Source organism: Thermorudis peleae (assembly GCF_000744775.1).
In the GTDB taxonomy this organism is placed as follows: Bacteria; Chloroflexota; Chloroflexia; order Thermomicrobiales; family Thermomicrobiaceae; genus Thermorudis; species Thermorudis peleae.
On record NZ_JQMP01000003.1, the window covers coordinates 459494 to 471789 of the forward strand.

Genomic DNA, 12296 nt, shown 5'->3' on the forward strand with positions numbered 1-12296 from the left:
TCCAGAGCGTACGCTCAGCGCCTAACTGCCGCTGCTCAACCCGCCAACTAATCCTGTCTGGAGCACGATCTCTCGTGCCCAGTCGGGGACTGCCTCGATGCCGGCCAGCTTCGCCAGTTCCACAATGTTCCAGAACCCTTCTTCCCACAGCACCGCGTAGGGCCCTGGCTGATAGCTTGTTGCCTCAGCGTCGAGCGCGTTGCCTTGCGCATAGCGCGCACGCTGGTCAGCCAGCCACTGGAGTGCTGCAGCATAGCGCCCATCAAGCGCACGGAAACGCTGCAGCGTCTGCTCAATCTCACTGCGCCGCGCATGACGCAGCCAGCACTGCTCGAACTCCTGCCGGTATGCCAGAAGCGCAGACCGCTCTGCCTGCAACTCGTCAAGCATCTGGTCGAGCACGGCCAGCCCCCGGGCGCGTCCCTCCTCCGGCTGCGGATCAGGCAGCGTCCGCAGTTGCTCACGCCGCCGTTGCGCTTGTCGCGCCTTGCGGGCTGCAAATGCCGTCAATCGCGCAATGAAGCCATAATCGTACCGTAGCCAGGGGTCAGGAAGCGTTGCCCACGCCTGCGCCGCGTCGGTCGCCGCTGCCTCCAGCGCCTCGAGCGCAGTTGGGTCAGCTTCCGCAATGAGCCGCCCCGTCAGCGGGTCATCAAAGAGAGCATAGGCACTGTTCGAGCGGTTCGATGATCCGAGCGTCGATGCGGTAACAGCTCGCCCAAGTTGCCGAATCGCGACCATGGCCGCGTCGCCAGCCGGACGGCGCAGGACCAGCGGTGCAAACGCTGCATCGATGTCCGCGTCAGTCGTTTCTGGTCCATGCCAGGCCACGGCCGCTCCAACGGCGTAGGGATACCAGGAGAGAGACAATGGCTGATAATGCCCGTAGTCGCCCCAGTCGGTCAGCAACATACCCTCGGCGCCAGCCGCCAACCCGTCACGCACGAAGTTCCGAATATTCCCGATCGCGTTCTCGATCCGTGGGAAAAGCGTGTTCCAGCTCGAGGTGCCCGGGCAAACCCAGAAGCGCCGCCCGCTCTGGCCAAGCAATGTCGTCGTCGGATAGCTGTCTTGCGCCTCATACCACCAGTCCAGCAGCACAATATCCTCGGGTAATTCCCCGAGCAGATCGGGATAATGCACGAGGATATCTGCCCAGACCATCAACTGCTTGCCGTAGCGCGCAGCAAGCTCACGGATGCGCACAAGATGGCGCAAGTAGAGACGGCCACGACCGAGTTGCTCCGCCAATGCACGCGCCTGCCCAGTACCCAGATCCCACGTCTCATCGCAGTCAGCGTTGAACCAGGGCGCGCGGAAATTGGGTAGAAACTCGCGGTAGAGCGTGTCGAGCAACGTATACGTCTCTTCACGTGCTGGCGTCAGACTCCAGCGCCAGCCGACCTCATCAAGATGCGAAAAGCGGGGCAGAGAAAGCAGCCGCCGCTGATGACCAAATGACTGCAGGTTGGGCACAAAGGCAATGTGTCGCGCGGCGCAGTACGCATCAAGCGCGAGGATATCGTCAGCCGTCAGCGGATCAGTGCCGTCTTGCAGTTCCGGTACGCTCGGGAAGGCAAACGTGTGCTCGATATAGAGCTGGAAATGGTTGTACTTCAAGCTCGCCAGGTAGTCGATCAGCCGATAGAGGGTTTCTCTCGTCGGCACTTTGCCCCGGGAGACATCCAGCATGACCCCACGGTTCGCCAGCCGCGGCCAATCCCGAATCGTCAGTGCGGGCAACCGGCCGCCTTTGGTTTGGATCAATTGACAGAGCGTCTGGACGCCGTAAAACAGCCCAGCCTCGTCAACCCCGGTGACCGTGACCCGGTCAGCCGTGATGCGCAAGCTGTACCCTTCGGCTGGCAGCGTCGCCAGCGTCCCGGCTGCTTCGTCGCGCCCAGCGACGGCAAGCACTATCGCGCCCGCCTCATCAAGCGAGAGCGCGCGCCGAATAGTCAGCGTCAGCCCCGTGGCCTCGCGCACCGCTGCTTGGAGCCAGCGTGCTGCAAAGAACGTTTCCTCACTCGCTGCCGCGCTCAGCACGATTGCCGTGTGTGCCGTGAGCGTGAACGCCTCATCCGCTGGCCCACGCGTGACCTCGCGTGGCATCGGAAGCAACGGCAATTCTGTGGTCATTGCCATCCTCCTCGAGAGTCGACCCGAACACGAGTTCCTGCGCCGATCCATGCAAACTGCACGCAGCTACGGCGGTGCTCCCAACCGTGGCGGCGTCAGTGACCCTAACGTGACTGCCTGGCGAGCACCGGTTGCCCGTGGCATATTCGTTGGCAGCCCAAGCAGCGCATCGTGGGCGAGCAACGCAAACGCCATCGCCTCTTTTGCCTTGCTGTCAATGCCATACGCCTCGTGGGGAACGACGCGGGCCGGTGCCAGCGCTCGCGCAAGCGCAGCCATCAGCACTGGATTGCGCGTTCCGCCGCCGCCGACGATGACCTCATCGACCGGCCCCAACCAACGTCGGTATGCCTCGGCAATGCTCTCAGCCGTCAAGGCGACCAGCGTTGCCAGAAGATCACAGGCGCGCTGAAACTCGACCGTTTTGGGTTCTGCCCCTAGCCGGAGCGCACCCGGCCGCAAGCCGACATGCTCGAGAATCGCGCGGCAGCGTTCCCGTCCATAGGCTTCGCGGCCGGTTGTCTTCGGCGGTGGGAGCTGGAAATACGGATCGTCAAGAAGAAAGGCCAGCAGTTCTGGCAAAACCCGGCCACGCGCTGCAAGCTGCCCATCACGGTCATACGCCTGTGCATCATCCGTAAGCAGTTGGACAACGCCGTCGATGAGCATATTGCCCGGCCCGGTATCGAACGCCAGCACGTCATCGCGCCCAGCGCCAGCTGGCACATACGTGACATTCGCAATGCCGCCAAGGTTCTGAACAGCCCGGTGCACCGTTGGATGACGGAAGACGACCCAGTCGAAATACGGCACCAGTGGAGCGCCTTGTCCGCCCGCCGCAATATCGGCCGATCGGAAGTCTGCAATGACCGGCACGCCAGTCCGCTGAGCGATCACCGCAGGTGAGCCAATCTGAAGCGTGCCCGATGCCGCAAGTGGCAGTGATGGGTCAGGAGCCGGCTGATGCCAAACTGTCTGCCCATGCGAGCCAATAACCATGAGTGCCTGCAGAGGCACGCCTGCCGCGTCACAAAGGTGCTGTGCAGCGGTGACGAATGCTTCGCCAATCAATGTGTCCAGGACGCAGAGTCGCGGTAACACTGGTGCGGTTTGGGCGAAGAGCGCAAACAATTCCTGTCGCAGCGCTGCTGGATACGGATAGGTCGCGAAAGCCGTGAGCGTGAGGCGAGCATGCTCGCCTGCCCCGCTGATCGTAACCAGGGCTGCGTCAACCCCATCTGCCGATGTCCCCGACAACAGCCCGAGGCAACGCTGCGGTGTCGCGCTCATCACCTATCCCCTCGCTGGGAAGGCAGCAGCCAATTCCCTCAGCACCGCTGCTCGCACCGCTTGTATCCCTTCGCGCACAACCGGATGCACGCGGTTGGTCAGGAGTACGACGATCAGGTCCCGTAGCGGATCGACCCAGAGCATGGTGCCCGTAAAGCCAGTGTGACCAAAAGCTCGCATGCTCAAGGGGGCGGAGAGCGGCGAAGACGTGTCAGCACAAACCCAGCCTAAGCCGCGCCCGGGTGCCTGCTGAGTCGTTGCTTCAGCAACGAGCGCGCCAGGGAGCAGTTCATCACCGTGTAACCATGCGGCAGCGTAGCGTGCGAGGTCCTCGGCTGTGCCGAAGAGTCCAGCATGCCCGGCAATCCCGTCCAGCCCGTAGTACGCATTGCCGTCGTGTACCTCGCCCCAGATCAGCGAGGTTCGCCAGGGAAACCCGTGCCCTCGCGCTCCAACGTTGTTGGCTTCGTAGCTGTTGCCGCGTTCTGTTGCGGCGATCTGCCGCCGCAACGACCGGGGCGGACAAAACTGAAGGCTGGCCAGTCCAAGCGGCGCAAAGACACGCTGGCGTGCAGCCGTTGCCAGATCCGCGCCAGTCAGTTGCTGGACGAGTATGCCTAGGAGGATGAAGCCTAAGTCGCTGTAGACCACCTGTGCTCCTGGCTCTCCAATGGGCATTGTCTCGGCAATTGCCGTTGCATACGCTGCCTCGCCGTGAGCGTCAAGATAAAGCGGCAGCCAGGCTGGAAGCCCAGCCGTGTGCGTAAGCAGGTGACGGATCGTTGCGCTGGCGTATGGTGAGGTGGCGAGTGAAGGAAGAAGTTGTCCCAATGGCGTCTCGAGCTGAAACAGTCCTTCAGCGACGAGTTGCAGCACGATCGGCGTGGTTGCCACGACCTTCGTTAATGAGGCCAGGTCGAAGAGCGTGTGCCGCGTCATTGCAATGGGCTCAGTCACCTCTGGCGGTGTCGCAGGATCGCCGATGCACGATGGATGAAGTGCCCAGCCGGTCGCTTCCCACCAAACGATTGCATCGCGATGCTGAACAAGCAGCACCGCTCCCGCATAGGCCTGCTCTCCTCCAGCCACGACCTGTTGCCAGGCGGCCGCCAGTGCAGCGCTAGTGCGTGGCATATGCGGCCTCCGCCGGGAACCGCTCCCGCCATTCCTCGCTCACGTACGCCAGCCGGCCACGGCAGAACGTTGCCTGCACGCAAAGGCCCTTGTCGAGGAGCACGATGTCAGCGTCATACCCAGCAGCGATGATGCCTTTGCGTTCTGCTGCCCCTGCAACCCGTGCCGGGTTGAGGCTCAGCAAGCGACTTGCTGTCGGCAGGTCAAGTTCCAGCGTCTGGACAAGGTTGCGCAGCGCTTGGTCCATCGTGAGGATGCTGCCAGCGATGGTTCCGTCGGCCAGCCGGGCTGCTCCGTCGCGCACTTCGGCTGGCTGGCCAGCGAATGTAAAACCGCGAAGTTCAGCTACACCCGCAATCGGTTGGGCGTCTGTGATCGCCACGGTGCGCTCGGCGCCAAGCGCGTAGAGTAACGCTCGTGCTGCCGCCGGATGAACGTGGACGCCATCGACGATCAGTTCGCCTGTCACATGCTTGGCTTCGATGATCGCGCCGAGTGGTCCCGGAGCACGGTGAAGCAGCGGTGGCATCGCGTTGAAGCAGTGCGTCGCATGCGAAATGCCGTGGGCGATCGCGTCACGGGCCTGCTCATAACTTGCGTCCGTGTGGCCAATACTGACAGTTACCCCCGCGTCTCGGAACTGCGTAATTGCGGCAGCTGCCCCAGGCAGTTCTGGCGCAAGTGTAACGAGGCGGAGTTGCCCTTGGGCGGCAGCGAGGAGGGCGCGGACATCGTCGGGGTCAGGAAGTCGCAGCCACGAGGGATGATGAGCGCCTCGCCGCGTTGGATTGAGGTATGGTCCTTCGAGGTGAATGCCTAACGGCTCAGCTCCCTGGCTTGTCTGGGCTATCGCGCTCGCCGCAGCGTGCAACTGGACGATTGGTAGTGCCTGCGGCACCCCCACAACGGTGATCAGAAAAGCCGTTGTACCGGTTGATGCGACCCACCGTGCGTACGCGAGGATTTCGTTAGGATCAGTTGTGTGAAGGGCAAAACCACCTCCGCCGTGGGTGTGCAGCTCAATGAATCCAGGCAGCGCGAGCATGCCGTCGAGTGCGACACGGTGGCCAGCCGGTGTCACGTCTGGCCCGACAGCGAAAATGTGCCCGTTGTCAAGGACAATCCGACTTGCCGGTTGCTCGCCTCTTGCATCAATGATGTGGACGTCCTCGAGTGTCAGCGCCATTCCCCCACCCCTTAACTACCGCGTTTCCGTCACTTTGCGCAGCCCTCGAGGCTGATCGGGGTCAAGGCCGCGGAGCAGTGCAAGATGGAGCGCGAAGAGCTGGCCGGGGATGACCGCAACCAGCGGCGAGAGCCATTCTGGCACGCCAGGTGGCAATGGTAACGGCGTTCCGGCGCGTTCGAGCAGCGCGGCATCATCCGAAATCACGATAAGCTCCGCCCGGAGTGCCGCAAGCTCATGCGCAAGAGCAGCCATATCCGCGAAGACGAGTCCACTTGGGGCAACTAGCACAACTGGGAAGCCTGGTTCAATGAGCGCGATTGGCCCATGGCGGAAGTCTGCTGATGAATATGGCTCGGCGATGGCGTAACTTGTCTCTTTCACTTTGAGCGCGATTTCGAACGCGGTCGCGTAGTTAAAGCCGCGCCCGATGACCGCAAAGCGATCGGCATAGCGAAAGCGCTCAACCCGTTGCGCAATGATCGTGTTGCGCATCAGCGTTTCCTGCACCAAGGCCGGGACCTGGCGCAGCGCATTCCATCGGGTTTGATCACCGCTGAGCGCTGCACTCAGCATTGCCAACACGAGTAACTGCGCCGTATAGGTCTTGGTTGCTGGTAGCGCGCGTTCCGGTCCTGCGTAGAGGGGAAGCACGTGGGCTGCACTGGCGGCGAGTGGCGAGGAAGGGTCATTCGTAATCGCAAGGGTGAGCGCGCCTTGTTGCCGTGCTTCGGCAATGACTCCAACAATGTCGGGCGATCGTCCGGATTGGCTAATGCCGATCACGAGCTTGCCAGCAAAGTTCGGTGGCTGGTGGTAGAGCGTCACCAGTGATGGCGTGGCCAGTGCGACAACGAGCCGGTTAAGTGCGCCGAAGAGGTACTGGGCATAGCGCGCTGCGTTGTCAGAGCTGCCTCGTGCCGCAATGACGACGCTGTCAGGGGCAAAGGTCACGACTGCGTTCGCCGCGGCTTCGACGGCTGGCTGCGCCTGGATGAGCGCCCGGGCCAGCACCTCTGGCTGTTCGGCGATTTCCTCAGCTAACACACTCATCGCGTTACGGCCCCGCCGACTGCTTCAGGTAAGTGTGCTGCTGCCTCCGTCACCTTTTGGCGAAACTCCTCCATGTTGACGACTGCGCCACCTAATCGCGCGCTTTCGGCCGCAAAGGCGAGCAAATGGCTTTCAACCGACTGCTGGGCCGAGGTCAAGATCGGCCGCCCTTCACGCACAGCGGCGACGAATGCCCGCATCAGCCCTTCATCGCCGCCACCATGCCCACCAGGCGGCGTTGCCAGACGAAGCGTTTCTGCTGTGCCAGTGAGATGGTCAAAGAGCTGGATTTCGCGGCGTGACTCGTTGGCCAACAGCGTTGCGCGCGTGCCGTCAATGCGCACCGTTCGTCCCTCGACGTGTGAGCAGCCTTGCATCGTTAACGACACAGCGAGTTGGCCATCGAATTCCATGAGGACAACCTGGTGGTCGACGGCTGTGTTGTCGCAGTGATAGACGCAGCGGCCATATGGGCCTGTGCGCAAGGCTGCGAGCATGCCTTCGCGGCTCTGGTCGAGCGAGACTGCTTGGCGGAAGGGGCTCGTTGGCGGCACAAGGTCGAGGTAGATCCGTGGCGCGTAGTATGGGCAGTTGTCGGCGATTGGGCAGCCATCAGTGCACCGCTCGGGGATCTCTGGGCCAACGCGCTGTGGCGTGAAATGGGTGAGTGAGCCAAAGGAGGAGAGACGGACGCAGTGCCGGCCAATGATCCAGACCAGAAGGTCGAGGTCGTGACAGCACTTGGTCAGGATCATGGGGCTTGCACGTTCGGTATTCGACCAGTTGCCACGGATGAAGCTATGGGCGAAGTGGAGGAAGCTCAAGTTCTCGCGCCAGTCGAGAGAGACGATCTCGCCGAGCCGTCCGCTGGTGACGATCTCGTAGATCGTGCGGAAGAAGGGAGCATAGCGCAAGACGTGCGCGATCTGCAGGATCCGCCCGTGGCGCTCGGCGAGTTGCGCCAGGAGGACCGCGTGTTCGGGTGTCGTCGTCATCGGCTTTTCAAGAAGGACGTGGTAGCCGAGGGCCAGGAACTGGACAGTGCTAGGGAAATGCTGGCGATCCATGGTGGCGTTCACCAGCCCCTCAGCAAGCTGTGGGCGCTCGGCAAGCTCTTCCCACGAGCGAAACTGGCGCTCGGGCGGGATATGGTGGGCCTGCGCGAAGCGCGCACGACGCCCTTCATCAGGCTCGGCGACGGCAACGAACCGCACATCTTCTGGATGGCGTTCGGCGTAGCCGCCGTAGGCAAGATACCCGCGGTTTCCCGCGCCGACCATGACGAGCTCGACTGGCTTTGCCATTGCTGCGTATCCCTCCTCCTCTGCGGATTAGACGGGTTGGAGCGTGCCATCCATGAGCATCATGATCCCGAAGTTGTCGCCGTAGGGTGAGTTCAGGTAGATCGGGTTGCTATCCGGCGGCCATGGCTTGACGCGAACGTTTTCAAGCACTGGATTGTTCCCGTAGCGCTCCCAGAGTGGAATGATAGGTAAGAGTTCGTTGAAGGCGAGCGCTAAAGTCGTGACGGTCTGCCGTTGCTTGGCCTGATCAAGTCCAGCCGCGGCTTGGACGACGAGTTGCTCAAGGTCGACCGGGCCCACGACATCGGTCTGCTGCTTGAGTTCGAACGCCATACCGCGGCCGCCGAAATTCGCGGCGATCGGAATGTTGTTGGTGAAAAGGTCTTGGACAAAGGAGAAGTGTGGATGTGGGCTGCTGCTCGATCCCCAGGCGAGAATTGCCCATTGGAAATTTCCTTTAGCGATCTCGTTGGTGTATTGGGGCGTGTCGATGCTGCGTAAGGTGATCTGGAACGCTGGCTTGAGCTGGTCAGCGATATTTTGGGCAGAGGCTGACCAGTCGGGATAGCCAGAGGGGAAGACTAGTTCGTACTTGGCCGGCTTGCCGTCCGGCGTCTGCCAGCCGTCTCCCGTTTGCTTCCAGCCGGCAGCGGTCAGGAGTTGCGCGGCTTTATTCGGGTCGCGTTGATAGGTGTTGAGTTTGCCCATTGCATCAGCATCAAGCCAGCTTGGCAAGAGGACGTCGGAGAAGCCAGCCATGTACTTGACGCCTTTACCAGAATCGCCCAACGAGACTGCCCCGCTCTGGTTGCGATCGATCAGGTAGGCCAGTGCCTGGCGGACGCGCTTGTCCTTGAACTCCGGTACCTTGTCCAAGTTAAAGCCGAGAGCGGGGCCAGAGTAAATCGGCGGACGGATAATGCGAAAGCCTTGCTGGATTAGCGCTTTCTCCGTTGGCGGAGGGAATGCGCCGGTGTGATAGTCGATTTGCTTGGAGAGAACCAGGGTCGTTAGATCGGGAAGGCCGGTGTAGTTATAGAGGACAACGCGATCGAAGTGTGTGGTGCTGGCCATGACGCCGTTGGGATTTTTGACCAGCACGAGCTGGGCGTTGGTAATGCTCTTATAGTCGAACTGGAAGGGCCCACTTGCGAGGATCTGGTCGGGGCGGAAACGGGTGATCTGATCGAGCAGTGCTTTGGCCTCGGGATCGTCCTGGGTCTTGCCAGCTTGCGCGAGTTGCTGTGCTTGCTGGCCGTATTGACCGTAGAGCTTTGCTGGCACGATGTGCAACTTCAGCGCGTAGCGTTCAACCACGCTTGAAACGTCGCTCAAGCGCAAGATAATCGTTGTGTCGTTCGGAGCTTCGACGGTTTTGACATATTTCCAGAGTACGTTGCGCAAGACCCATTCGCACCAGAAGGTTGCGAGGTAATCTTGCGATGTTAGTGGTGAGCCATCACTCCACTTCAACCCGCTCTTGAGGTTGATGGTAAAGGTCCCGGCGTTGGCATCGAACCCCCATTTCTCGGCGAGCAGTGGCATCCACTTCTGTTCTTTCCAGTAGTACATTGCGCTTGGAGCGAGCACGAGATCGTAGTAGATTGTGGGCGCGAGGATGCCTTGGGTCACGCCCTCGAGGAGATTGAAGTGGCCGTTCGGTGGCAGCTGGTACGAGGCTGCACCGTGAATTTCTTTCGTTCCCCCAGTTGTCGTGCGTGCGGGTGTCGCAGTAGCCGGTGCGGACGTCGTGGCCGGTGTTGTCGTGCTGGTCGTGTTGCCAGCGGTGGGCGTACTGCCGCCCTGGCTTGTCTGCTTGCCGCCGCAGGCAGCGAGCAGTGCGCTTGCGGCAATGCCACCAGTAAGGGTCAAGAACCGACGGCGGCTATAGCGGGGTGTCGTCTCAGGGCTATGCAACTGGACCATCCTCCTTACTTTTTCTCTTACTGCTCCCTGTTCTCCAGCCGCTGTGTGCTCCCCCAGAGGGGGCGCGCGAAGCGCAACCATGCGCTTCGCGCGCCTGCTCAGTGCGAGGCTGACACTAGACTGGTTTGAGCGTGCCCGTGAGCAGCATCATGACGCAGAAGTTGTCCCCATAGGGCGCGTTGAGATAGATCGGATCGCTATCAGCAGGCCACGGTTGAACACGCACGCCTTCGATCACCGGATTGTTGCCGTAACGCTCCCAGAGTGGGACCATCGGCACCAGTTCGTTGAAGGCGAGCGCGACCTTGGCGACTGCGTCTTTCTGTTTCGCTTCATCAAGACCTTGGCCAGCTTGGACGACGAGCTGTTCGAGGTCAACTTGACCGAGCACATCGGTCTGCTGCTTGAGCTCGAACGCCATGCCCTTGCCGCCTTGGTTGGCGGCAATCGGGATGTTGTGGGTGAAGAGGTCTTGCACGAAGGAGAAGTGGGGATGCGGGTTGGTGCTCGAGCCCCATGCCTGAATTGCCAGCTGGAAGTTACCTTTGTCAACCTCAATCGGCTGTTGGCTATAGGTGATTGAGCGTGGCGTGACCTTGATGCCGAACTTGGTCAGCTGTTCGGCAGCGTTCTGCGCTGCGGCCGACCAGTCAGCGTATTCGGCGGGGAAGAGCAATTCATACTCGGCGTTCTTGCCATCTGGTGTCTGCCAGGTGTTGCCGTTCTTCTTCCAGCCAGCAGCGGTAAGCAATTGTTCAGCCTTGCTGGTGTCATACGGATAGGTGTTGAGTTTGCTCAGGGTATCCTGCCCAAGCCAGTCCGGCACCATGATGTCGGAGAAGCCTGCCATATACTTCACGGCTTTGCCTGAGTCGCCGAGGGCGACTGTGCCGTTCTGGTTGCGGTCAATGGCATGGGCGATGGCCTGCCGAGCCCGCTTGTCCTTGAACTCTGGCAGCTTGTCCAGGTTGAAGAGCAAGGCCGGGCCGGAGTAGACCGGCGGGCGAATGATCCGGATGCCAGCCTGCTGGAAGGCCTTTTCGGTCGCGGGCGGGAAGCCGTGTGTTGCGTAATCGACTTGCTTGGAGAGCACAACCGGCGTGACGTCAGGTGTCTCGCCATTGAAGATCACGAGCTTATCAAAGAGCACCTTGTCGGCGTTGACACCGTTCGGGTTCTTGACGAGCGTGAGCTGGGCGTTGGTGATGCTCTTGTAATCGAACTGGAATGGGCCGCTCGCCAGGATCTGGTCGGGGCGGAAGTTGGTAATAGCATTGAGCACTTGCTGGCCTTCGGGCGCGTCCATGTTCTTGCCGCTATTGAAGAGGTCTTGGACTTGCTTGGCGAGGCTGCCGTACTGTTTGTCGGCGACGATGTGGAGCTTGAGCATGTAGCGTTCGACGACGGTGGAAGGATTGTTCATGTGGACGCGCACCGTGCGCTCGTCTGGTGTTTCGACCGTGTCGATGTACTTCCAGACGACGTTTCGCAGGGCGCGGACACACCAGAGGGTTGTGGCCACGTCCTTGGACGTCAAGGACGAGCCATCGCTCCACTTGAGCCCGGTCTTGAGCGTGACGGTGAAGGTGTTGGCGCTTGGGTCGAAGCTCCACTTCTCGGCCAAGAGCGGCAGCCACTGCTTCTGTTTCCAGTAGTACATGGCCATGGGGGAGAGGACGACGTCGTGGTAAATGCCGCCGGCGAGGATTCCTTTGGTCACGCCATCGAGCAGGTTGAAATGGCCGTTCGGTGGCACAAGGTACGGCCACGCACCATGGAATTCTTTGCCGGTCGTCGCAACGGCGGCCTTGGTCGGCGTTGCCGCAGCAGTCGGTGTTTGGCCAGCTGCCGCAGCGGTTGGTGATGCGCTGGTTTGTGCGGGGGCGGTGGTTGGCGTGGCCTTGCTCCCGCCGCCGCAGGCCGCGAGCATCGCACTTGCGGTGGCACCACCGACGAACGCCAGGAACCGGCGTCGGCTCAGTCGTGGCATGTGGCGCTCTTGCGTCATGGTTGCTCCTCCTCTCGGCTTGGTGTTGCTCTGACCGTTCACGACAATGTGTCCACGCTGTGCTGTTCATTCATGTCGCTGTCGCCGAACAAGCGCGATGACAAGCCCGAGAAAGCAGAGGCTGATGAACAGGCTCACGAGGCTGATGGGGAAGGCAGGCGTGCCACGCGGGGCGAGGGCGACCGCGAACAGGCTAAGGATGAGAAAGAACAGCACGAGTGTGAAGGCTGCGCGCCCGAGTTCTGGTGACATCCTG

At 61.3% G+C, this 12296-nt stretch carries 9 protein-coding genes; all 9 read right to left on the reverse strand.

Annotation, left to right across the window (positions count from 1 at the left end):
• Window positions 1–21: 21 nt before the first annotated feature.
• A complete protein-coding gene (locus N675_RS13600) occupies window positions 22–2139 on the reverse strand; it encodes a glycoside hydrolase family 20 zincin-like fold domain-containing protein (RefSeq protein WP_051914210.1) in 2118 nt (705 codons plus the stop codon).
• Between the two features lie 66 nt (window positions 2140–2205).
• Window positions 2206–3429, reverse strand: coding sequence for an anhydro-N-acetylmuramic acid kinase (locus tag N675_RS05095; protein ID WP_038038359.1), 1224 nt, complete (start codon window positions 3427–3429; stop codon window positions 2206–2208).
• A gap of 3 nt (window positions 3430–3432) precedes the next feature.
• Complete coding sequence (locus N675_RS05100) at window positions 3433–4563, reverse strand: serine hydrolase domain-containing protein (protein ID WP_051914212.1); 1131 nt, start codon at window positions 4561–4563, stop codon at window positions 3433–3435.
• On the reverse strand, window positions 4550–5749 hold the full coding sequence (nagA, locus tag N675_RS05105) for an N-acetylglucosamine-6-phosphate deacetylase (RefSeq protein WP_051914214.1): 1200 nt from the start codon (window positions 5747–5749) through the stop codon (window positions 4550–4552). The genes N675_RS05100 and nagA overlap by 14 nt, the downstream gene beginning before the upstream one ends.
• 15 nt (window positions 5750–5764) lie before the next feature.
• Window positions 5765–6802 (reverse strand): SIS domain-containing protein, encoded by a 1038-nt coding sequence (locus tag N675_RS05110; RefSeq protein ID WP_038038360.1) that lies wholly within the window; start codon window positions 6800–6802, stop codon window positions 5765–5767.
• Complete coding sequence (locus tag N675_RS05115) at window positions 6799–8106, reverse strand: Gfo/Idh/MocA family protein (protein WP_051914217.1); 1308 nt, start codon at window positions 8104–8106, stop codon at window positions 6799–6801. The genes N675_RS05110 and N675_RS05115 overlap by 4 nt, the downstream gene beginning before the upstream one ends.
• A 27-nt stretch (window positions 8107–8133) precedes the next feature.
• Complete coding sequence (locus N675_RS05120; RefSeq protein ID WP_038038362.1) at window positions 8134–10032, reverse strand: ABC transporter substrate-binding protein; 1899 nt, start codon at window positions 10030–10032, stop codon at window positions 8134–8136.
• Window positions 10033–10147: 115 nt separating this feature from the next.
• Window positions 10148–12040 carry an ABC transporter substrate-binding protein gene (locus N675_RS05125; protein WP_038038364.1) on the reverse strand — a complete coding sequence of 631 codons (1893 nt, stop codon included), beginning with the start codon at window positions 12038–12040 and terminating at the stop codon, window positions 10148–10150.
• Window positions 12041–12106: 66 nt separating this feature from the next.
• Complete coding sequence (locus N675_RS05130) at window positions 12107–12292, reverse strand: hypothetical protein (protein ID WP_038038365.1); 186 nt, start codon at window positions 12290–12292, stop codon at window positions 12107–12109.
• Between the last annotated feature and the right edge of the window lie 4 nt (window positions 12293–12296).